The sequence below is a fragment of the Nonomuraea helvata genome (genome assembly GCF_039535785.1).
GTDB lineage: Bacteria > Actinomycetota > Actinomycetes > Streptosporangiales > Streptosporangiaceae > Nonomuraea > Nonomuraea helvata.
The window spans coordinates 698,007-719,477 of record NZ_BAAAXV010000001.1 but is presented as its reverse complement, the minus strand read 5'-3'; the positions used below and the strand labels follow the sequence as shown (position 1 = coordinate 719,477).

Annotated in this window: 18 protein-coding genes and 1 riboswitch; of the genes, 5 read left to right on the top strand and 13 right to left on the bottom strand. The window is 70.7% G+C overall.

All coding sequences use genetic code 11. The annotated features are described in order from the left end of the window. Nucleotides 1-82: 82 nt before the first annotated feature. The 4 genes from ABD830_RS03125 to ABD830_RS03110 all read right to left on the bottom strand — a co-directional run bounded on the left by ABD830_RS03125 (nt 83) and on the right by ABD830_RS03110 (nt 4,230). Nucleotides 83-1,360: an MFS transporter gene (locus ABD830_RS03125; RefSeq protein ID WP_344987610.1), complete on the bottom strand. Its 1,278-nt coding sequence runs from the start codon at nt 1,358-1,360 to the stop codon at nt 83-85. A gap of 129 nt (nt 1,361-1,489) precedes the next feature. Continuing rightward, nucleotides 1,490-2,170: a CHAP domain-containing protein gene (locus tag ABD830_RS03120; RefSeq protein ID WP_344984748.1), complete on the bottom strand. Its 681-nt coding sequence runs from the start codon at nt 2,168-2,170 to the stop codon at nt 1,490-1,492. A gap of 12 nt (nt 2,171-2,182) precedes the next feature. Then, a riboswitch (cyclic di-AMP (ydaO/yuaA leader) is annotated at nt 2,183-2,319 on the bottom strand. Nucleotides 2,320-2,435: 116 nt separating this feature from the next. Next, complete coding sequence (locus ABD830_RS03115) at nt 2,436-3,389, bottom strand: Gfo/Idh/MocA family protein (RefSeq protein WP_344984747.1); 954 nt, start codon at nt 3,387-3,389, stop codon at nt 2,436-2,438. 19 nt (nt 3,390-3,408) lie between these two features. Next, the gene (locus tag ABD830_RS03110) at nt 3,409-4,230 is read right to left on the bottom strand and encodes an aldo/keto reductase (RefSeq protein ID WP_344984746.1); all 822 of its coding nucleotides are present in this window, start codon (nt 4,228-4,230) and stop codon (nt 3,409-3,411) included. Nucleotides 4,231-4,724: 494 nt separating this feature from the next. Between ABD830_RS03110 and ABD830_RS03105 the strand changes: the two genes are divergently transcribed. The 4 genes from ABD830_RS03105 (at nt 4,725) to lexA (ending at nt 8,546) form a co-directional block, all read left to right on the top strand. Continuing rightward, nucleotides 4,725-5,669 (top strand): hypothetical protein, encoded by a 945-nt coding sequence (locus ABD830_RS03105; RefSeq protein WP_344984745.1) that lies wholly within the window; start codon nt 4,725-4,727, stop codon nt 5,667-5,669. Between the two features lie 2 nt (nt 5,670-5,671). Next, nucleotides 5,672-6,847, top strand: a complete 1,176-nt coding sequence (locus ABD830_RS03100; protein ID WP_344987609.1) for a DUF6716 putative glycosyltransferase — start codon at nt 5,672-5,674, stop codon at nt 6,845-6,847. Between the two features lie 118 nt (nt 6,848-6,965). Next, nucleotides 6,966-7,781 carry an SAM-dependent methyltransferase gene (locus tag ABD830_RS03095; protein WP_344984744.1) on the top strand — a complete coding sequence of 272 codons (816 nt, stop codon included), beginning with the start codon at nt 6,966-6,968 and terminating at the stop codon, nt 7,779-7,781. Between the two features lie 96 nt (nt 7,782-7,877). Continuing rightward, nucleotides 7,878-8,546, top strand: a complete 669-nt coding sequence (lexA, locus tag ABD830_RS03090; RefSeq protein WP_344984743.1) for a transcriptional repressor LexA — start codon at nt 7,878-7,880, stop codon at nt 8,544-8,546. Nucleotides 8,547-8,613: 67 nt separating this feature from the next. Here the strand turns inward: lexA and ABD830_RS03085 are convergent, their stop codons facing one another. The 6 genes from ABD830_RS03085 to ABD830_RS03060 all read right to left on the bottom strand — a co-directional run bounded on the left by ABD830_RS03085 (nt 8,614) and on the right by ABD830_RS03060 (nt 16,134). Beyond that, nucleotides 8,614-9,447 (bottom strand): SCO6745 family protein, encoded by an 834-nt coding sequence (locus tag ABD830_RS03085; protein WP_344984742.1) that lies wholly within the window; start codon nt 9,445-9,447, stop codon nt 8,614-8,616. 81 nt (nt 9,448-9,528) lie between these two features. Then, a complete protein-coding gene (locus tag ABD830_RS03080) occupies nt 9,529-10,764 on the bottom strand; it encodes an alpha-2,8-polysialyltransferase family protein (RefSeq protein WP_344984741.1) in 1,236 nt (411 codons plus the stop codon). After that, on the bottom strand, nt 10,761-11,744 hold the full coding sequence (locus ABD830_RS03075; RefSeq protein WP_344984740.1) for a glycosyltransferase family 2 protein: 984 nt from the start codon (nt 11,742-11,744) through the stop codon (nt 10,761-10,763). Before ABD830_RS03075 ends, ABD830_RS03080 begins: the two co-directional genes overlap by 4 nt. Before the next feature lie 28 nt (nt 11,745-11,772). Beyond that, nucleotides 11,773-13,881: an N-acetylneuraminate synthase family protein gene (locus ABD830_RS03070; protein ID WP_344984739.1), complete on the bottom strand. Its 2,109-nt coding sequence runs from the start codon at nt 13,879-13,881 to the stop codon at nt 11,773-11,775. A 73-nt stretch (nt 13,882-13,954) separates the two neighbouring features. Beyond that, entirely contained in the window at nt 13,955-14,644 is a 690-nt protein-coding gene (locus ABD830_RS03065) for a response regulator (RefSeq protein WP_344984738.1), read from the bottom strand. After that, nucleotides 14,641-16,134 carry a sensor histidine kinase gene (locus tag ABD830_RS03060; protein WP_344984737.1) on the bottom strand — a complete coding sequence of 498 codons (1,494 nt, stop codon included), beginning with the start codon at nt 16,132-16,134 and terminating at the stop codon, nt 14,641-14,643. The genes ABD830_RS03065 and ABD830_RS03060 overlap by 4 nt, the downstream gene beginning before the upstream one ends. Before the next feature lie 108 nt (nt 16,135-16,242). Here ABD830_RS03060 and ABD830_RS03055 point away from each other — a divergent pair, with 108 nt between their 5' ends. After that, nucleotides 16,243-17,583: a cation:dicarboxylate symporter family transporter gene (locus tag ABD830_RS03055; RefSeq protein ID WP_344984736.1), complete on the top strand. Its 1,341-nt coding sequence runs from the start codon at nt 16,243-16,245 to the stop codon at nt 17,581-17,583. Between the two features lie 7 nt (nt 17,584-17,590). Here ABD830_RS03055 and ABD830_RS03050 read toward each other — a convergent pair whose 3' ends face one another. From ABD830_RS03050 to ABD830_RS03040, 3 genes are all read right to left on the bottom strand, one after another. After that, the gene (locus ABD830_RS03050; RefSeq protein WP_344984735.1) at nt 17,591-18,412 is read right to left on the bottom strand and encodes an SAM-dependent methyltransferase; all 822 of its coding nucleotides are present in this window, start codon (nt 18,410-18,412) and stop codon (nt 17,591-17,593) included. Nucleotides 18,413-18,458: 46 nt separating this feature from the next. After that, a complete protein-coding gene (locus tag ABD830_RS03045) occupies nt 18,459-19,733 on the bottom strand; it encodes a sensor histidine kinase (protein ID WP_344984734.1) in 1,275 nt (424 codons plus the stop codon). 136 nt (nt 19,734-19,869) lie between these two features. Beyond that, nucleotides 19,870-21,363 (bottom strand): glycoside hydrolase family 13 protein, encoded by a 1,494-nt coding sequence (locus tag ABD830_RS03040; protein ID WP_344984733.1) that lies wholly within the window; start codon nt 21,361-21,363, stop codon nt 19,870-19,872. Nucleotides 21,364-21,471: the final 108 nt, after the last annotated feature.

Genomic DNA, 21,471 nt, shown 5'->3' with positions numbered 1-21,471 from the left:
CCCAGGTGGCGAGCCGCTCATCCGAGCCCGGCCACGCCGCCCGCGCAGGCCGGCCCGCCTGCCCCGGCAGCGTCGCGCCGTGTCAGAGCGACGGTGGCTCCGTCCGGCTCGTGCGATTCACCGCGTGTGCGGTGAGGGCGCCGATCGCGCAGATGATCGCGAGTCCGAACAGCACGTACCGTGCCGAGTCGAGCATCGAGGCGCCGCCCAGGTTGAGCAGAACGCCCGCGACCGCCGTACCGAACGCGATCGACAGGCTCGTCACCGTGGCGATCGCCGCCGCCGCCCGCTGTCCTTCCCCGGGATCTTGGGTGCTGGACATCGCGGCCACTGACAGGTGCGGATAGGCCAGGCCGATGCCCGAACCTGCGACGAACAGCGTCGGCACCCAGATGGCCACCAGCCAGATCGGGGTGTCCTCGCGCTGCAGAAGCCCTTGAGCGAACAGGCCGAGGGCCAGCAGCGCCGGGCCGAGCGCACGCAGTCGCCGGACAGGACGCTCCCCGCTCACCGAGGAGCTGCCGATCTGGGTCACCGACCACCCGAGCGAGACGGCTGCGGCGAAGAACCCCGCCACGAGCGGCGGCAGCCCGCCCAGCCGCTGGCCGAACAGCGGCAGGAACGACTCGACGGCGACGCCGGAGGTCAACAGCGCCAGCGTCAGGTAGACCCACTTCAACGACGAACCTCTCTGGTACGTCGTACGCGGGAAGACCCGGAACTCGCTCCGCCGCTCATGGACGACGAACCCGGCCATCAGCAGCAACGCCCCCGAGATGCCGGCCGCCTTCGCGGGCGTGCCCGGCAGGACTCCCGCTGTGCTCACGGCCCCGGCAGCCGCCATGACCAGCAGCAGTGACGCGGCCGGGATCGGCGGGCGCACGTCGCCACGTTCGCCGCGCGGCAGTACGCGGGGCACGATCGCCGCGCATGCCGCTGCGATCACCGCCATCATCCCGAACGCCAGGCGCCACGGGCCCACCTGGGCGAACAGGCCACCGAGCGCCGGACCGGTGAAGTTGCCGACGCCGTACATCGCCGACATCAGCGCCGCGCCGCGCGTCCAGAGCCGGGCCGGCAGCGCCGAGCGGATGACGGCGAATCCCAGCCCGGACAGCAAACCGGCGCCGAGCCCTTGGACGCCGCGGGAGACCAGCAGCACGGCCATCGCCGGGCTCAGCGCGCAGGCGAGGGACCCCGCCGTGAACGTGGCGAAGCCCAGGAGATAGGCGCCGACGTTTCCCCATCGAGACAGGAACCTGCCGACGAGCATCGTCGCGATCACCATGGCGACGAGGTAGATCGTCATGTTCCAGGCGTAGAAGCCCGCGCCGCCGAGATCGGCCACCGCGGTGGGCAGCAGACTCGCTGGGAAAGCCTCAAACTCCGGTGGAACCCGCCTGTGGCAGGCCGAACGCGCGTCCCTTTCGCGGACGCGACGAGCGCGCGCCCCCGAAGGGACGCGCGCTCGGACGGTGGACGGAAGGGGTCAGCCGGCGTACTGCGGGTAGCCGTAGCCGACGACCTGGGAGGTCGGGCGGATGCGCTCCTCGACCTTGCCGTTGCCGGTGTTGCCCTCGACGGTCGAGATGGTGCCGTCGCCGTTGTCCTTCTCGACGAACCCGACGTGGTTGATGGCGTCGAGGTCCTTGCTGCCGCTCCAGGAGAAGAACACGACGGCGCCGGGCTTGGCGACGGAGCCGAAGCGCTGGTTGGCCTGGAACCACTTGGCGTAGGCGACGGTGTAGGCGTCCCAGCCGACCTGCGGGCGGGCGCCGGTGTGCTCGCCGACCCAGGAGACGAACATCGCGCACCACGGCGCGTTGATGTATTCGGCGCGGGTGCCGCCGTCGCGGGCGATGGTCTCGGCGGCCCGCTGCGAGGCGGCGTACCACTTCTGGTACGGCGTGCCGCCGCCGTAGGCGTTCTCCGAGATGCCGACCTGGGACTTGGCGAGCGCCAGGACCTGGGCGGCGGTAACACTGATCTTGGTCTCCCGCTTGGCGCGGTCGTCGTCGTGTGTGTTGGCGGCGGCCGCGGTGACCGGCAGCTTCTCCGCGGCGGCGGCGGTACCCATGTGGGCGCCGAGCCCGGAGGCGAGGACGGTCGCACCGAGCACGGCTCGGGCGATGTTGGTCTTCGTGGCACCGGTAATGCGGAATTTGGCCATCGAGGGGGTTGCTCCTTGCTTCCATGCCGCTTACCGGGTTAGCTGACGGGTTCGGGCGTGGAAGCTGCCCTACGGCACCGAAGTGCCGATTCACCCCAAGGACGTGGGTCCCCGGTTCCGCACGCAGGCGGATTCAGCGGTCACAGGACGGTCCTGTGATGTGTTGTGCGATGGTCGGACATCGCCGGACAAACCGGACGAATGTCACAAGAATGCCTTAAACGTAATGCATAAGGCAAGAGGTTACAAATCCGTAACCCTCCCGCTAGGCGAGTTGCCCGCGGGCAGCGGCCAGGAGTCCCATCATGGCAAGGGACTCGTCAAGCGGCATGACCGAGCTCTCGGTCCTGCCTTCGGCCGTCGCAGCGCGGACTTCGCGGAGCTCCCCGGCGTAGCCGTTGTCCGCCGGATCGAGCACACGCTCCTCCGGCTCCATGGCGGGCCCGGAAAGTAAAATCCGCTGCGGTGCCCAGAACGGCGCCTGGATGTCCGCGCGCATCTGAGTGCCAATAACACTGGCATGGTTCGGGTAATTCCCGATCAAGGAAGTTTCCACCAGAGCCCGCCTGCCGCCGGGGTAAAGCAGCACCCCGGCCGCCTCCGCGTCCACCCCGTTGGGCGCCAGAGAGCCGGTGATCCGCAGGTCGGAGGGCATGCCAAGGAGCAGCTGAGCCAGGCCGAACGGGTAGATCCCCAGGTCGAGCAGGGCCCCGCCGCCCAGCTCCGGCGCCCAGAGCCGGTGCGCCGGATCGTAGGGCTTGGCGAAGCCGAAGGAGGCGTGCACGGAGCGGATGTCGCCGAAGCGCTCGTCGGCCGCGATCTGCTGGATGAGCGGGTTGAACCGCATCCACATCGCTTCCATCAGGAACACGCCTGCCTCGCGCGCCAGCCGTACCATCTTCTCCGCGTCGTCCACGCTGGCGGCCAGCGGCTTCTCGCACAGCACGGCCTTGCCCGCGGCGATGGCGGCCTCGGCCACCTCCAGGTGCTGGGCGTGCGGCGTCGCGACGTAGACGGCGTCCACGGCCGGATCAGCGCACAGCTGCTCATAGGAGCCGTACGCCGACTCCGCGCCCAGCGTGGCGGCCAGCGCCTGCGCCCGCCCCAAGTCCCTTGACCCGACGGCGGCCACCCGCATTCCCGGCTCGGCCACGATGGCCGCTCCCACGGTCCGCGCGATACCGCCTGTCGCCGCAATGCCCCACGCAAAATCCCGCACGCGGGAGATCGTAGACCAATCACATCATGTCGAACGTGTCGGGATCGGGGCCGAACCGCTGGCCCCTGTTCAGCGCGCCGATGGCGGACATGTCCTCGGGATCGAGGATGAAGTCGAACACGTGGATGTTCTCGGCCATCCGCGCGGGGGACACGGACTTGGGGATGACGACGTTGCCGAGCTGCAGGTGCCAGCGGAGCACGATCTGCGCGGGGGTCCTGCCGTACTTGCCGGACAGCACGGCGAGCGCCGGGTCGTCGAGCAGCCCCTGACCCTGGCCGATCGGGCTCCACGCCTCGGTGAGGATGCCGTTGGCCTCGTGGAAGGCGCGCATCTCGCGCTGCTGCAGGTACGGGTGCAGCTCGATCTGGTTGATCGACGGCACGATGCCCGTCTCGTTCATCAGCCGGGTCAGGTGGTCGGCCGTGAAGTTGGAGGTGCCGATGGCCTTGGCCCGCCCGTCACGGTAGATCTTCTCCATGGCCTTCCACGCCTGCACGTACCTGTCATGCTTCGGCAGCGGCCAGTGGATGAGGAAGAGGTCGATGTAGTCGAGGCCGAGCCGGGTCAGGGACTCCTCGAAGGCCGCCTCGACGCGTTCGTGGTCGGCGTTCCACAGCTTGGTGGTGACGAACACCTTCCCGCGCGGCAGCCCCGATTCGCGCACGGCCTGGCCCACGCCCTCCTCGTTGCCGTACGCGGCGGCGGTGTCGACGTGCCGGTAGCCGGTCTTGAGTGCGGTCGTGACGGCCTGCGCGGCCTCGTCGGCGGGGACCTGCCAGACGCCGTAGCCGAGCTGCGGAATCTGCACGCCGTCGGTGTTGAGCAAGAGCGAGTTCATCTGAATTGTGGCGCGGGGACCCGGTTCTTCATGGCCGGAAGAAGCGCCACCCTCCTTTCGAAAACAGTATGGAAACGTCGGTGAGAGTGCTGTGACAGGAGGTGTGCGACGGCGGTCCGCCGCTCCACCACCAAGCGGCGCGGACTGCCCTCGGTCGTGCAGCTCCGGCTGACGCCTACCCACTCCCAGGCTGACGCACTCGCAGTGGCGGTGCCCATGTGGACGGGCTGGGGGCTGATGAGCTGGAACCGTGACGAGGTGCTGCCCGGCCCCGCGCTGCTCGGGCCGATGGTTGGCAACGGCCACGTCCGCACCGGCCGCGGCGTCGCCCTGGAAGACCTCCAGGGCATCCGCTCCCGGGTAAGGGCTCACCGGCTCCAGCCGTTGATAGTTGACACCGTCCATTGTTCATGTCGCGTTTCTGGGGGCTTAAGGCGGTGGGGCTAGCTTGAAGCGGTCGTGAACGGGCCATCACCCGGCTGGGAGGAGCAGGAGTGGTCGAACAGGCGTCGGCCTGGGTGGAGTCCCCGCTCCAGATGCTGTGCGCCGTCGAGGCCCACCACGCGGGACTGCTCGGCCCCAGGACGGTCGTCGTGCCGCGCTCGGGTCTTCGGCCGCTGAAGGCCACGCACCGGGAGTTGCGGTCTCTGGGGCTGCCGGACGGCCTGGAGCTGGCCGAGCCGCGTGACCGCATGCCCAGGCGCGTGCAGGCCGTCGGTGACGCGTTCTCCGGCAAGGTGCAGCTGCGCTGGCTCACCTCCCGCCCCGGCCGCATCGTGATCGTGGACGACGGCCTGGCCACTCTCCGGCTGCTCGAGCTGCTGGCCGCGGGGCCGTACCGGCCGCTGCTGCGGGCCAGGGCGCAGCCGACCAGGCTGCGCACCGCGCTGGGCGTGGCGGCGTCGCTCCGGCTACGCCTGAGCGACGTGTCGATCTTCACCGCCCTGCCCGTCGACCAGACCCTGGAGGAGGCGGTCCGGCGGGCCGGCATCGACCTGGTACGCCACCAGTTCGCCTGGCTGCGGGCCCAGCCGCTCAGTGCCGAAGGGCCCGCGGAGCGCACGGTCGTCCTCGGCACCTCGCTCGTCAGGAACGGCCTGGTGCACCGCGACCACTACCTGCGCTGGCTGACGGATCTGGCCGCGCGGGAGCCGCTGGCGTACTACCCGCACCGCCGCGAGGACCCCGTCGACGTCGCGCTGATCCGGGAACGCCCGGGGATCACGGTGCACGACGCCGGTGTGCCCGCCGAGCTCACACTGCGCGGCCTGGACGCGGGACAGCGCGTGCTCAGCCTCCCCTCGACCGCGATCACCTCGCTGCGGGTGCTGCTCAGCCCGCGCGGTGTCGCCGTCGAGCCCGTGGAGGTCCCCGACGACTGGTGGACCAGCAGGGCGGCCCCTGCCCTTCGTTCGCATCTGACGGGAGTGTCCGGTTGAAAGTGTTGGCGGTCGCCGACTCCGACTCGTACCTGAAGTGGGCGGCCTGCCTGCTCGGCGATCTGCCCGGGGGAGCGGTCACGGAGCTGGTGGTGGTGCGCACGCCGATCACGCCGTCGCCTGAGCAGATCGCCGCCGCTGTGGGCGGCGCTGTGGGTGGTGCCGAGCCGCCGCCGGTGCTGTCGGCCAGGTCCGTGCGGCGGCTGGCCGAGCGCACGCGGCCGGACGTGGTGCTGGTGGCCTGCACGGGTCCGGTCGTGGACGTGCTGGTGGCCGACGTGTTCGCGGGGCTGCGGCCGCGGCCGGTGTTCGTCAGCGGGCTGCCGGGCATCTCGGTGCCCGCGACGGAGAAGGCGTGGTTGTTCCGCAGCGGGTGCGACCTGTTCGTGGTGCACAGCGAGCGGGAGGTGGCCGAGTTCTCCGAGATCGCCGCCAGGCTCGGCGGGGGAGGGGCGGTGGGCCTGGCCAGGCTGCCGTTCCTGCGTTCGGAGTCGGCCGCCGTGGGCGGGAACCGGGTCGTGTTCGCCACGCAGGCCAAGGTGCCGCGTGAGCGGGAGGAGCGGGAGCGCGTCCTGCTGGGGCTGGCCGAGCTGGCCCGGCTCCGCCCCGAGCTGGACGTGGTCGTCAAGCTGCGCGCGCTGGAGGACGAGCGGCAGACGCACAACGAGCGTCACCACTACCAGCGGCTGTGGCGGGAGATGGGAGAGCCGGGGCGGCTCTCCTTCCAGGCGGGCTCGATGCACGACCAGCTCGCGCGGGCGGCCGGGTTCGTCACGGTGAGCTCGACGGCGGCGCTGGAGGCGATCGCGCTGGACGTGCCGTCGCTGGTGCTGAGCGACTTCGGCGTGAGCGCCGAGATGATCAACCTGGTGTTCGAGGGCAGCGGGCTGCTGGGCACGCTCGACGACGTGGCCAAGGGGGACTTCCGGGCCGCCTCGGCCGAGTGGTGCGCGGCCAACTACTTCCACCCGGCCGAACGCAACGACTGGGCTCGGCTGCTGGCCGGGCTGGTGGCGGGCGGGGGGTCGCGGGTGCCCGCGTCCTCGCTGCTGGACGGGCCGGAGCACGCGGCGGCGCGACGCCGGGCCCGGCTGCGGGTGGAGGTGCACCCCTCGATGCTGCGGGCGGGCTACCGCGCCAAACGGCGGATGCGCCGCTACCTCAAGGCTCTCGGCTGACCACTTTTCTGCTGGGTGGCAGCCTTTACGGCTGAAAGGCCTCGGGTTCCGCTTTAAGCGACCTTCACCCGAGAGATCCCTTAGGATCCCTTACAAGATGTCAGATCAAGGGGTAGGGATGACCGAGGTGGAGCGGGCCCCTGCGGGGGTGGACCCGACCGTGCCGAGCGTGGCCCGGATGTATGACTATCTGCTGGGTGGCAAGGACAATTTCGCTGCCGACCGAGAGGCCGCGGCGCGGATCATCCAGCTGTCTCCCAATGCCAAGGAGGTCGCGCAGGCCGATCGGGCGTTCTTGGGCCGTGCCGTCCGCGCGGTCGCCGAGAGCGGGATCCGGCAGTTCCTGGACATCGGTACAGGCCTGCCGACCCAGGAGAACGTCCATCAGGTGGCGGGGCGCGTCTCTCCCGGCTCGCGCGTGGTCTACGTCGACAACGACCCGATCGTGCTGGTGCATGCCCGCGCTCTGCTGGCGGAGACCGCCGACACCATCGTGGTGGAGGGCGACATGCGCGACCCCAAGGCCATCCTCGGTCACCCGCAGATCACGCGACACCTCGACTTCGAGCGACCGGTGGCCGTGCTCCTGGTCGCGGTGCTGCACTTCGTCCCCGACGATGATCAGGCCCAGAGCATCGTGAGTTCCATTCGGGAAGCCCTGCCCGCCGGAAGCCATCTGATCATCTCCCACGTCACCACGGGCGAACTCGACAACGAGGCGGTGGGCGAAGGCCGCGAGGTCTACAGCAAGACCAGGGCAGGCAACGTGACCCCACGCACGCGCGAGCAGATCGCCGGCTTCTTCGAGGGCCTGCAGATGCTGGAGCCGGGCCTGGTCTCGACGACCGACTGGCGCGCCGAGGACGTCCTTGACCCGTCGCTCGCCGGCCCCGGCGGAGCCGACATTCTCTGCGGTGTGGGTCGCGTGCTCTGAGGGACCTCCCGGTGTTCCGGCCGGGCGCCCGGTGAGCATTTGATTTTGAGGTGGCTTGCCACACTGGTGGATTCGCGGCCGGTGCCGGCCTTTAGCATGGCGCACGTGACCACCTACGACGATCAGGACCTGTTCGAGTACCTGGACTCCTCGGCCTTGCCGCCGCGCCAGCAGCGGATCCTCGCCACGATTCGGGACTGGGTGGTCAGACACGGCTATCCTCCGAGCACACGCGAGATCGGCCATGCGGTCGGGCTGCGGTCCACCTCATCGGTGTCGAAACAGCTGAAGAGCCTGGAGGAGAAGGGGTTCCTGCGCCGGGGCGAGACGATGACCCGGCCCATCGACGTGCGTCCGTTCCAGCGAGCATCGGCGCCGAAGCCGGCTGACGACGTGGTGACCGTGCCCGTGGTCGGGGACATCGCCGCGGGCAGTCCCATACCGGCCGACGAGCATCTGGACGACGCGCTGACCCTGCCCCGCGACCTCACCGGGCGCGGCACCGTGTTCGGCCTGCGCGTGCGGGGCGATTCAATGATCGACGCCGCGATCTGCGACGGCGACATCGTGGTGGTACGGCAGCAGCCCGAGGCGCACTCGGGCCAGATCGTCGCCGCGATGATCGACGGTGAGGCCACCGTCAAGGTGTTCCGCCGACGCAACGGACACGTCTATCTCGAACCACGCAACCCCGCCTACGACGTCATCGACGGCGACGGCGCCATGGTGCTGGGGATCGTGGTCTCGGTTCTTCGCACCGTTTGAGCACCCTCAGAGGAGCTTCCATGTGTGACGGTCCACGAGGCTCCTACGACGTCGGGGCACTCGCCGGCTAGCGACCTGTGGCCCAGGGCATCAGCTCGGCGGCCACGGCCTTGCTCCACGGCCGGGCGAGAGAGCACAGTTCCTCGCAGCGGGCGGCGCCAAGCGCGGTGTACGGGGCCATCCCCATCCGGTCCGTCGCCTCTTCGACCTCCGCACGCCGCCTGCGGCCTTCCTCGGTGAGCGCTCCCTCGAAGAGCCAGCCACGCTCCTCCAGCCCCTGTACGGCGGCAGCCCAGTCGGCCTGGGGCCACCCCCGCGTACGCCGGAGCACCTCGGATGTGACGGCGCCGGTGGCCGCGTGGGTGACGAGGGCTTCGATGCCGCTCAGGCCGGCGGCCAGGAGGGCGGCGAGATGGCCGTCGCCGCGATACTCGCGCAGCAGGGTCTGGGCATGCCAGAGCACCAGGTGGGGAGCCTTCGGCCAGGGGAGCGCCGCGTGCGCGGCATACAGCGGCCGCCCGCTGAGCTCGCCCGCGACGGTCTCCGCCGCCTGACGGGCCAGCGCTGCCGCCCGCGACATCTCCGGGGAGTCCACGGCGTCGCCCAGCACCCGGCGCAGTGTGACGTCCACCGATTCGAGCCGGGCGGCCAGGATGTCGGAGGGGGAGGCGATCTGCCAGGCGGCGGGGATCGCCTGCCGTACCAGATCGGGGTGGAAGTTGTAGAAGGTCGCGATCACCACTTCAGCGGGAACCGGGCCGAGAGCGGCGGCCCGCGAGGCGAAGTACCCCATCCGGCCGCTCAGCCCGAGGGCCTCGTAGGCGGCTCCCGCCTCGGGGGAGAAGTAGATCATGCCGTGAAACGGCTCCAGAGTGCGCCAGGTCCGGCGTTCCTGCGTCATGTCAGAGAAAATACCGACCGGTCAGTATGGCGTCCACAGTGATCGGGCCGGCGGGAGAAGATTCTCGCGCCGGCCGTGGGCTCAGATCGCCGAGCGGATCTTCCTGCGCAGCCGGGTGAGTGCGGTGGGCCGGGCCGCCAGGCCCAGCGTCTCCAGGCGCTTGCGCTTGAAGTAACGCGCGTCGAACCCGATGCTCGCGGGCCGCAGCTCCGGGTACGTCTCGGCCTGCATGCAGTACCCCACGGCCCCCACCAGCCCGCGCAGGTCCACCGCGGGGGGCGGGGTGACGGTCCCGTCGGCCGACAGCCGGGGCAGCAGCGCGTCCACGATCGTGACCGGGATCCGGTTGCTGTTCTCGTAGGGAGCCAGCCGGTCGAGCACCAGGCCGGTGCCGTACGAGGCGACGGGCAGCCCGAAGTAGCGCTGCGCCGTCAGCAGGCCCGTGGAGAAGCACCCCACCACGAGCTCCGGCCGCAGCGCGGCGAAGCAGACCTCGGCGGGCACGCTCTCCGGCGCCACCGACAGCCGCACGCCCAGAGGCTCGGCCGCGGCACGCAGGAGCTGGGCGTGGCGCCGCCCGGCGGCCGGGTGCGGCTTGAAGACGACGTCGGTGTGGCCGCGGGCGACCAGGGCACGCAGCATGGTCTCGTGCAGGGCCGCCTCCTCCTCCGGCGTGACGATCTCCAGCGCGGACAGGTACTGGCCGAGGATCATCGCCTGCCCGTGCAGCATGTCGGGCGCGGTGGCGGTGACCTGGTCGACGATCGACAGAAACCGCTCGTCCGGCAGGATCGACGGCGCGACGCCGTACTCGCCGAGCAGCAGCGGCGTGAGCCCCGGCACCAGGTCCAGGTGGAGCAGCCGCTCGATGCGGCGGAAGATCTCGGCCGGCAGCGGGTCGCGGGTCGGGCCGTAGCTCATGAGCCCGTCGGAGTAGACGGTGATCGGGCAGTCGCGCACCAGCCCCGCGATCGTGCGGGCCGGGGGCACCGCGATCGACTCCAGCACCAGGTGCTCCACCCCGTCCAGCCCCCAGTGGGAGCGGATGAGGCGCTCCATCATGGGCACCTCGATGACGCGGGCCTTCCAGTCGGAGGGGTGCAGCGGCGCGATGAGCTCGTTCCACGAGTGGACCTCGTCGAAGCGGGAGCGCAGCACGGCGAAGCCGGGCGTCTTGTCGAGCGGCGTGGCCACCTCGGGGATGGCCGCGTTGTTGGACACGACGAGGACGCGGCGGCCGTCGCCGAAGCGGCCGTCGTCGATGGCGGCGGCCAGCGACATCGCGCCGAACAGCGTCGAGGCGTAGAAGACCTTCACGACGTCTCCTCCCGGTCGCGGCGGACCCGGACGTGCGGGCTGGGCGGCAGGTCGGGCACCAGGGCCCGCAGCGTGGCCTCGCGTTCGGCGGACATCCGCGCGACCGACTCGGACACCACGTCGGCGGGCAGCGCGCGCACCAGGTGCGCGCCGCGCTCCTCGAAACGGGCCCGCAGCGCCGGCGTGAACCGGTCGGCGATCTCCAGGTGGTGGGCGAGCAGCGCGCAGAAGTTCCGTACCGCCTTGGGCAGGAACTCCGGCTCCAGGTCCTTGAAGACCAGGTCGAACGCGTCGAAGAAGTGCAGCTGGCGCTCGTCGCCCACCTGCGTCAGCGACCCGGACACCATGCGCCGGTAGAACACGCCGGCCAGCGACACCACCGCGAACGTGGCGGCCTCCCTGTGCAGGCGCCAGATCCACGGCCGGTCCTCGGCGGTGTGCAGGGAGCCGGGGAAGTGCAGCAGGTCGCGCAGGGAGCGCCGGTAGATCCCGGCCCACGCGTACGGGTAGTCGACCATGGTCCGCACGCCCGCCGGCAGGATCGCGTCCCGGGGGCTGAGCACCGCGCCCCGCCGCGCCAGCGGGGCACGGTGCACGACCCGTTTGCGGCCCTCGGCCTGTACGTGGTCGGCGCGGACGAAGTCGCAGCCGAGCCCGTCGATGGCCTCGACGAGCTGCGCCAGGTAGCCGGGGGCGAGCCAGTCGTCGCCGTCCATGAACGTCACGTACCGGCCGGAGGCGGCCGACAGGCCCGTGTTGCGGGCGTCGGCCAGCCCCACGGGCGCGGGGTTGCGCAGCACGGACAGCCCGGGCAGGTCGTGGGCGAAGTCCTCGACGATGGCCCCGGTGGCGTCCACGGAGCCGTCGTCGACGACGATGAACTCGAAGTCGTGCCGGGCGTTGCGGCAGAGCGAGGTGAGCGCGTCGGCGATGAAGCGCTCGCCGTCCCGTACCGGCACGACGACCGAGAGTGTGATCAAGGGTTGTCTCTCCAGAGCGCGGACGAGGTCAGACGGTCACCCGGCGCAGGCGGGCCTTGGGGGCCTCCTCGCCGGGGAAGACGCGCTTGACGCCGTCGCCCATGGCCTGCTCGATGATGCGGATGTCGCGTACCAGGTGCTCGAGGCCGGCCGGCTCCAGCGAGGCGGCATGGTCGGAGCCCCACATGGTGCGGTCGAGCGTGATGTGCCGCTCCACGGTGACCGCGCCGAGCGTGACCGCGGCGAGCGAGATCTGCAGGCCGCGCTCGTGTCCGGAGTAGCCGACGGGGACGCCGTAGCGCTCCTTGAGCGTGGTGATCGTGCGCAGGTTCGCCTCTTCCGGCGGCAGCGGGTACGTGGACGTCGCGTGCATCATGATCAGCTTGTCGGTGCCGAGGATCTCGACGGCCGCGTCGATCTCCGACAGCGTGGACATGCCGGTCGACAGGATGATCGGCTTGCCGGTGGCGGCCAGCACGCGCAGCATCTCGTGGTCGGCGACGCTGGCCGAGGCCACCTTGTGGACGAGGACGTCCATTTCCTCCAGGAACTCCACGGAGGGCACGTCCCACGGCGAGGCGAACCAGTGCAGGCCACGCTCGTCGCAGTATTTCGCGATCTGCCGGTACTCGTCGTAGCCGAACTCGGTGCGCTCCTTGTACTCCAGGTATGTCATCTCGCCCCACGGCGTCTGCCTGATCTGGCCCTTCTGCTCCTCGGGCACGCAGATCGCGGGGGTGCGCTTCTGGAACTTGACCGCCTGGCAGCCGGCGTCGGCGGCCACGTCGATGAGGCGGCGGGCGATGTCGAGGTCGCCGTTGTGGTTGATGCCGATCTCGCCGATCACGTACACGGGCTCGCCGTCGCCGACCAGCACGTCGCCGATCGCCACGCGCTTATGGTCGCGGCCGCTTCCGGGCTCGTTGGCTCGTCCCTCGCGCTCTCCCCCGGAGCTCCTCCGCTCCAGGCCCAGCCGGGGGCGCTCCTTGACCTCCACCACCGGCACCTCGGGCCGGGCGGCCACGACGCGGTCGCACAGCTCGCGCACGGCGCCCGACCCGCCCGGCCTGGTCAGCACGGTCCTGGCGGCGGCGCGCACGCGCGGGTGCGCGTCAGGGGTGGCGACGGGCCAGCCGACCTCGGCCATCGGGCCCAGGTCGTTGACGTCGTTGCCGACGTAGGCGACGCGGGCCGGGTCGAGGCCCTCGATGGTGAGCCAGTCGCGCAGCACGGTCCGCTTGTCGGCCAGGCCCTGCAGCACAGGCACGCCCAGCTTGCGGGCGCGGGCGGCCACCACGGGGTTGTGCTCGGTGGACATGACCAGCACCTTCACCCCGGACCGCTTCAGCAGCGAGACGCCCATCCCGTCCGAGCGGCTGACCAGCACCATCTCGCGGCCGTCGGAGTCGACGTAGGCGCGGTCGTCGGTGTGCACGCCGTCGAAGTCGGTGATGACGGCGTCCACGTCGATCGGCTCGGGCTGGTCGATGAACGGGGCGAGCGCGCGCACGAGCTCCAGGTCCTCCGGGTTGTCGATCTCGATGGCGTGCTGCGGCGGCACCGGCTGGACGGCGACCTCGCCGAAGAAGCGGTGACCGTGCTCGCGCAGGCCGGAGGTGCGCATGACGTAGAAGGCGCCGTTCTCGCGGAACTGGGCGTCGCGGTCCTGCCGGCGCTGCCGGACGGCCGGGTCGTGGTTGATCCCGGCGCCGGTCGCCGTCCACAGGAACTCGTGCGTCGGCAGCCCGGACACCACCGAGTCGGCCTCGCCGTCGAGCACCTTGCGCACCGCGGCGGACAGGTCGTCGGGGTCGATGAACGCGCTCGTGCACTGCACCAGCACGACGACTTCGGGGTCCGCGCCGAGGGCGTCGAGCGCGTGCAGCACGGCCGACTCGCTGGAGGCGGTGGCGCCGCTCAGCTCCTCGGGCCGGTCCACGACGACCGCCCCCGCCTGCCGGGCGGTCTCGGCGATCCCCGCGTGGTCGGTGCTGACCACGACCTGGTCCACGAGCTCGGCCCGCAGGCAGGCGCGCACCGCGCGGGTGACCAGCGGGAGGCCGCCGACCAGGGCGAGGTTCTTCAGGGGTACGCCCGCCGAACCTCCGCGGGCGGGAACTACGGCCAGGACTCGCAAGGTAGGTCTCCTCAGTGCAATGGACTGCACCCAGAAGCTAGAGGCCCGGATTGAACGGCCAGCGTCACCGTCATTAACTTTCCATGGGGATCCGGTAGAGCAACTCTGGCCGGCCCACCCCGCCGTACTGCGGCATGCGGGCCGCGATCCCCAGCTCCACCAGGTATTCCAGGTAGCGGCGTGCCGTCACGCGGGACACCCCGATCGCGTCGGCCACGGCCTGCGCCGCCATGCCGTCGGGGCTGTCGCGCAGCTTGGCCGCGACGGTGTCGAGCGTGTCGCGCGCCATGCCTTTGGGCAGCTCGGAGCTGCCCCGCAGGGTGCCCAGCACGCGGTCCACGTCGCCCTGCCCGACGGCGACGCCGGCCTCGTCCTTGAACTTGGCGTAACGCGTGAGCTTCTCGACGAGTGTCGCGTAGGTGAACGGCTTGAGCAGGTACTGGGAGACGCCGAGCGAGACGGCCGAGCGGACCATGGCCAGGTCACGGGCCGAGGTGACGGCGATCACGTCGCACATGAGCCCGCCCGCCCGGATCGCCCGGCACACCTCCAGCCCGTGCATGTCCGGCAGGTAGAAGTCGAGCAGGACGAGGTCGACCGGCTTCCCGCGCAGGAAGCGCAGTGCCTCGCCGCCGGTCCTGACGACGCCGGCCACCTCGAAGCCCGGGATCCGCTCGACGTAGATGCGGTTGGCCTCCGCCGTGATCTCCTCGTCCTCGACGATGAGCACGGAGATCGCCGTGCCCGGCACCGGGGTCGTCATGGCACACGCTCCGGCACGGGCAGCCGCACGGTGAACACCGAGCCCTCCACGTCGATGGTGCCGCCCAGCCGCCGCACCGACTGCCCCACCAGGGCCAGCCCGAGCCCGTGCCCGTCGCCCTTGGTGGTCCAGCCCTTGTCGAAGGCGCGCGGGTCGGCCAGTCCGGGGCCGTTGTCGGCCACCCTGATGACGACGCCGTCCCGGTCGGCGCACAGGTGCACCTCCACCCGGGAGGCCGCGTCGATGGCGTTGTCGATCAGGTTGCCCACGATCGTGACCATCTGGCGCGGGTCGAGGCCCAGGTCGTCCAGCTCGCTGTCCTGGCTGATCACCAGCTCGACGCCGCGTTCGGCCGCCTCGGCGCTCTTTCCCAGCAGCAGCGCCGCCAGGACCGGCTCGCGGACGGCGGCGACCACCCGGTCGGTGAGCTCCTGCGCGGCCCGCAGCTCCGCCGTGCCCAGCGCCACCGCCTGTTCGGTACGGCCCAGCTCGACCAGGGTGATGACCGTGTGCAGCCGGTTGGCGGCCTCGTGGGCGGCCGAGCGCAGCGAGTCGGCGAAGCCGCGCTCGGCGTCGAGCTGTCCGGTCAGCGCCTGCAGCTCGGTGTGGTCGCGCACGGTCACCACGGTGCCGAGCCTGCTGGCGGCGCTGTTGACCGCCAGCACCCGGTCGCCGACCAGGTGGACGCGCTCCTGGTCGTCGGCCAGCACCTCGGACAGGCCCAGCTCGTCCACGTGCCGTCCTTCGGCGTCGGCGGGCAGGCCGAGCAGGTGACGCGCGGCGTCGTTGCAGAGCGTCAGCGTGCCGTCCTTGCCGACCAGCAGCAGGCCCTCCCTGACGGCGTGCAGGACCGCGTCGTGGTGCTCGTGGATGCGGCCGAGCTCCACCGGGCCCAGGCCGTGCGTCTGGCGGCGCAGCCGCGCGGTGACCAGCCAGGTGCCGGCCGCGCCCAGCGAGAGCGCGAGCGCGACGACGAGGCCGCCCCAGGCGAGCTGGTCGCGGACCCTGGCGCTGATCTTCTCGACGGTGATGCCGGCGCTGACCAGCGCCCGCGCCCGGCCGCCCGACATGACGGGGGTCACCACCCGCCTGGACTCGCCGAGCGTGCCGGTGTAGGTCTCGCTGAACGTCTCGCCCGCCAGTGCTCGCTCTGTGTGGCCGAGGTAACGCTTGCCGATCTCGGAGGGGGTCGGATGGGTGTAGCGGGTGCCGTCCGGCTTCATGATGGTGATGAAGTCGACGCCCGTCTGGTGGCGTACGTGCTCGGCGTACGGCTGCAGCCGTGCCGACGGGTTCGGGCCGTCGAGCGCCTCCAGCACGTCGGGCGAGGCCGCCACGCTCACCGCGACGGCCCTGGCCTTGCCGCTCGCCTCGTCGGTCACGAGCTCACGCGTCTGCACGACGGCGAGCACCGCGAGGCCCGCCACCGTGACGGCGACCACGAGGAGCTGCAGGACCAACATCTGTCCCGCCAGGCTCCAGCGCCGCATTTTGCCACCTCCCCCGTGAACGAAACTTACTCAATGGTGACCTACGTCACTGTGAGCGCGATACTCGGAAAGCTAGAAGGAAATTCCATCACTGCTGGAGAACCCCCCATGCGTGATCGCACTCGGTATCTCTACCTCGCCGTCATCGGCGCCGTCCTGCTGGGAATCCTGGTCGGGTTCGTCTGGCCGGACGTGGGCAAGGAGCTCAAACCGCTGGGCACCGGTTTTGTGGCGCTCATTCAGATGGTGATCGGGCCGATCATCTTCTGCACGATCGTGCTCGGCATCGGCTCGGTGCGCCAGGCCGCCAAGGTCGGCAAGGTCGGCGGTCTCGCGCTCGGCTACTTCATCGTCATGTCCACCGTAGCCCTGCTCATCGGCCTGGTGGTCGGCAACGTCATCGACCCGGGCTCGGGGCTGCACCTGAGCGACGCCGCCAAGCAGGCCGCGGAGGCGCAGGCGGCCAAGGGCGGTGAGGCCGGCACGGTCGACTTCCTGCTCGGCATCATCCCCAAGACGCTGGTGTCGGCGCTGACCGGCGGCTCGGTGCTGCAGGCGCTGCTCGTCGCGCTGCTGACCGGGTTCGCGCTGCAGGCCATGGGTGACAAGGGCACGCCGATCCTGCGCGGCATCGAGCACTTCCAGCGGCTGGTCTTCCGCATCCTCGCCATGGTCATGTGGGCCGCGCCCGTCGGCGCGTTCGGCGCGATGGCCGCCGTGGTGGGCGAGACGGGGATCGAGGCGCTCAAGAGCCTGGCGATCATCATGGTGGCCTTCTACATCACCTGCCTGCTGTTCGTCGGCGTCGTCCTGGGCTCGATCCTGTGGCTGGTCGCCCGGATCAACCTGTGGTCGCTGCTGAAGTACCTGGGCCGCGAGTTCCTGCTGATCCTGTCCACCTCGTCCTCGGAGACGGCCCTGCCCCGGCTCATCGCCAAGATGGAGCACATGGGCGTCAGCAGGACCGTGGCCGGCATCACCGTGCCGACCGGCTACTCCTTCAACCTCGACGGCACCGCCATTTACCTGACCATGGCCACGCTGTTCATCGCCGAGGCCACCGGCGCGCCGCTGCGGTTCGGCGAGCAGCTCGCGCTGCTGCTGTTCATGATGATCGCCTCCAAGGGCGCCGCGGGCGTGACCGGGGCCGGGCTTGCCACGCTGGCCGGCGGCCTGCAGGCGCACCGCCCGGCGCTGGTCGACGGGGTCGGCCTCATCGTGGGCATCGACCGCTTCATGTCGGAGGCCAGGGCGCTGACGAACTTCGCCGGCAACTCTGTCGCCACCGTGCTCGTCGCCCACTGGACCGGCGAGTTCGACCGGGAGCGCGCCGCGATGGTGCTGGCGGGGCAGGCGCCGTTCGACGAGACGACCCTGCTGGACGAGAACGAGGGCGAGGAACCGCCGGAGCCCGAAGCACCGGGCGACCGGGAGCTGACGAAGGTCTAGCGCAGCTCTAGGGTTTGCGGGCGATGGCCGCGTAACCCATGAGGGCCAGCTCCGGGTCCAGGAAGATGGGGGTGTTGGGGTCGACGTACGGCCATTCCAGGTCCGGCCCCACACCGTTGACCAGATGGCCCGGCGGGATGAACTCGAAGTCGCCGAAGAAGGCGGAGATCTCCTCGCCGGGCCGCGGCCTGAAGGGCATGTTGGCCCGCTCGTAGAACTGGCTCACCCGGTCCGTCAGCGAGGAGTGGGAGTCGCTGCCCACGTGCGAGATGGCCAGATAGCTGCCCGGCGCCAGCGCGCCGCGGTAGGCGGCCACGAAGCCCTGCGGGTCGTCCTCGTCGGGGATCAGGTGCAGGAGGAACATCATCAGCAGGGCCACCGGCCGGTCCAGGTCCAGCAGCCCGCGCACCTCCGGGTGCGACAGGATCTCCTTCGGCCGGCGCACGTCGCCCAGCACCATGGCCACCCGGTCGGGGTCGGCCAGCAGCGCTCTGCCGTGCGTGGCCACCACCGGGTCGTTGTCCACGTACACCACGCGCGCGTCAGGGGAGTGCCTGAGGGCCACTTCGTGCACGTTCTCCTGCGCCGGCAGGCCGGAGCCGAGGTCGAGGAACTGCGTGATGCCCTGCTCGCACAGGTAGCGCACGAACCGGCCGATGAGCGCGCGGTTCTCCCTGGTGCCGTCGCGGGTCTCCGGGATCACGCTGAGCACTTGGTCGGCCAGATTCCGATCGGCCTGAAAGTTGTCCTTGCCACCCAGGAAGTAGTCGTACATGCGCGCCACGTTAGGAGTGTGCGGGTCGACGCCCTGCGGCGCTTCTTCCTTCATGGCACCATGATCTATGACATGAGCACCGGAAATCTACGAGAACCGGTCAAACAGCCGGAAGTCTCACCACGAACCTGGCACCACCTTTGCAGTCCTCGACGGTGATCTGACCACGGTGAGCCATGGCGACGTCCCGCGCGATGGCCAGGCCGAGCCCCGTGCCGCCGGCGTCGCGGCTGCGGGCGGCGTCCAGCCGGGTGAAGCGCTCGAAGATGCGCTGGCGGTCCCCCTCGGCGATCTCCATGCCGTCGTTCTCGACCGCCAGGACCGCCGTGGCGTTCCCCTCCTTGGACACCTGGACCCGGACCCGGTGCTCGGCGTGCCGCTGGGCGTTGTCCAGCAGGTTCGTCAGGACCCTGGCCAGCTGGAGCCGTACGCCCTCGACCACGACCCCCTTGGCCAGGTCCACGTGCACGGGCACCTTGTCGCAGCGCACGGCCAGCTCCTGGCGGACCAGTTCGGCGAGGTCCACCCGCTCCTTGACCACGTCCACCCGCGAGCCGATCCTGGCCAGCAGCAGCAGGTCGGTGATGATCGCCTCCAGGCGGTCGGTGTCGCGCAGCGAGCTCTCCACCAGCGCCTCGATGTCGGTGTCCTCCGGGTAGAGCTGGGCGCTCTCGAGCTGGGCGCGCAGCCCGGCGATCGGGGTGCGCAGCTCGTGCGAGGCGTCGGAGGCGAACTGGCGCTGCTGCTCGGCGGAGCGTTCCAGCCGGGCCAGCGTGCCGTTGACGGACCTGGCGAGCAGGGCCACCTCGTCCTGCCCCGGCGGCTGCGTGACCCGGCGGCTCAGGTCGCCCGCGTGCACGGCGTCCAGCTCGGCCCGCATGGTCGCCACCGGCCGCAACGCCCGCCCCGTGACCAGCCACGTGGCCCACGACGCCAGCGCGATGAGGATCCCGACCTGGGTGAACACGACGACTTCCAGGGTGCGGCTGGTGAGCAGGTCGGGTGTGCTGCGGCCCGCGTAGACGACGGGGGAGTCGGCGAAGATGCTGACCCTGACGGCCGTGAGGTGGATGCACTCGGTCGGCAGGCAGTTCGTCATGTTGATCAGCCGGTTCTCGGCCGTGGGGCGCAGGTCGCTGAGCGGCGGCAGGTTCCTGGCCGCGTCGCTGCTGGCGAGGATCTGCCCGTTGGGGCCGACCACCTGGATCAGCGGGACCGACGGGTTGGGCACCGGGATGGAGGCCCCCATGGGCAGCGCGCCGCCGCGCATCTCGTACGCGATCCGCTCGGCCGTGTCCCTGGTGTCGCGGAACACGCTGGCCGACATCAGCGATCGGGTCACGATCACCCCGCCGACGGCTGCCGGAATCAGCACGAGGGCGGCTACGGCCGTCGCGATGAGGGTTACGCGGCCACGAAGAGATCGAGCCCACCAGGGTGCCACCCTGGCAGGCTACCGAGCGTGATTACCGGCATATGCCGCGTTAATGGAAAGATTCCACCAACCCCTGTCAGTGCTGGAGCCAAACGGCGGTGTCCGGCGGGATCGCCCCGTCGTCGGCGAGCGGGCCGCTGGACAGCAGCACCTCGCCGCCCAGGTCGAGCCGGACGGGCTCCTCACCCGTGTTGAGCACCACGATCAGCCCGGGGTCGCGCTCGATGGCCAGCACGTCCTTGGGGGAGTCCAGCCAGGTCAGCGTGCCGCCGCCGAGCGCCGGGTGCTCCCTGCGGAGCCTCAGCGCGGCCCGGTAGAGGTTCAGGGTGGAGCCGGGGTCGTGCTCCTGGGCCTCGGCCGACAGGGGCCCCCAGGAGCCGGGGATCGGCAGCCACGGGTCACGCCAGCCGAAGCCGTCGGAGGCCGTCCACGGGATCGGCACGCGGCAGCCGTCGCGGCTCTCGCCCGTCCGCAGGAACGCCGGGTCCTGGCGCAGCTCGTCCGGCAGGTCGAGCACCTCGGGCAGGCCCAGCTCCTCGCCGTTGTAGAGGTAGGCCGAGCCGGGCAGGGCCAGCATGAGCAGCGTGGCCGCCCTGGCGCGGGCCAGGCTGCCGTGGCGGGTGACGTGGCGCGGCTTGTCGTGGTTGGACAGCACCCACGTGGTGGGCGCGCCGACCAGCTCGGCCTCCTTGAGCGACTTCTCGATGACCGTACGGAACGACTTGGCGTGGAAGTCGGCCATCATGAACTCGAAGTTGAAGGCCTGGTGCAGCTCCTCGGGCCCGACGTAGCGGGCCAGCCGCTCGGGGGAGGACACCCACGCCTCGGCCACCGCCATCCGGCCGCCGGGGTAGGAGTCGAGGATGGGCCGCCACTCGCGGTAGATCTCGTGCACGCCGTCCTGGTCGAAGTAGGGCAGCTGCTCGTCACCGAGCATCTCGGCCTGGCGGCCCTCCTTCGGTCCCACGTCGGGCAGCCCCTCGGCCTTGATCATGCCGTGTGCCACGTCGACCCGGAAGCCGTCCACGCCCCGGTCGAGCCAGAAGCGCAGGATGTCGCGGAACTCGGCGCGCACGTCGGGGTTGTCCCAGTTGAGGTCCGGCTGCTCGGGGGCGAACAGGTGCAGGTACCACTGCCCGTCCTCCACCTGCGTCCAGGCGGGGCCACCGAAGATCGACTCCCAGTCGTTGGGCTGGTCGCGGAACATGTAGCGCTCGCGCAGCCCCGCCTTGAACCACGGGTGCTGGTCGGAGGAGTGGTTGGGCACCAGGTCCACGATGACCCTGATGCCCTTGTCGTGGGCGTCGGCGACGAGTGCGTCGAAGTCGGCGAGCGTGCCGAACATGGGGTCCACGTCCCGGTAGTCGGCCACGTCGTAGCCGCCGTCGGCCATGGGGGAGGTGTAGAAGGGGCTCAGCCAGATGGCGTCCACGCCGAGGTCGGCGAGGTAGCCGAGGCGGTCGCGCACGCCTGCGAGGTCTCCTGTGCCGTCGCCGTCGGCGTCGGCGAAGCTGCGGGGGTAGACCTGGTACACGACGGCGTCACGCCACCAGTCGTCGTTGCCGAGCATGGCTGTCCCTTTGCGTGAGATGTCGGTGATGTTCTGGTGAAGGATGTCGCGCCGGTTTGCGAGGGTCAAGTGCAACTTGCGGAAAGTTGCAGAAGTCACCTCAAGCCG

Coding starts and splice junctions, on each gene's coding strand:
- ABD830_RS03120 (WP_344984748.1), bottom strand. CDS start 2,170: ATGGCCAAATTCCGCATTACCGGTGCCACGAAGACCAACATCGCCCGA.
- ABD830_RS03110 (WP_344984746.1), bottom strand. CDS start 4,230: ATGAACTCGCTCTTGCTCAACACCGACGGCGTGCAGATTCCGCAGCTC.
- ABD830_RS03095 (WP_344984744.1), top strand. CDS start 6,966: ATGACCGAGGTGGAGCGGGCCCCTGCGGGGGTGGACCCGACCGTGCCG.
- lexA (WP_344984743.1), top strand. CDS start 7,878: ATGGCGCACGTGACCACCTACGACGATCAGGACCTGTTCGAGTACCTG.
- ABD830_RS03085 (WP_344984742.1), bottom strand. CDS start 9,447: ATGACGCAGGAACGCCGGACCTGGCGCACTCTGGAGCCGTTTCACGGC.
- ABD830_RS03065 (WP_344984738.1), bottom strand. CDS start 14,644: ATGACGACCCCGGTGCCGGGCACGGCGATCTCCGTGCTCATCGTCGAG.
- ABD830_RS03060 (WP_344984737.1), bottom strand. CDS start 16,134: ATGCGGCGCTGGAGCCTGGCGGGACAGATGTTGGTCCTGCAGCTCCTC.
- ABD830_RS03055 (WP_344984736.1), top strand. CDS start 16,243: ATGCGTGATCGCACTCGGTATCTCTACCTCGCCGTCATCGGCGCCGTC.
- ABD830_RS03050 (WP_344984735.1), bottom strand. CDS start 18,412: ATGAAGGAAGAAGCGCCGCAGGGCGTCGACCCGCACACTCCTAACGTG.
- ABD830_RS03040 (WP_344984733.1), bottom strand. CDS start 21,363: ATGCTCGGCAACGACGACTGGTGGCGTGACGCCGTCGTGTACCAGGTC.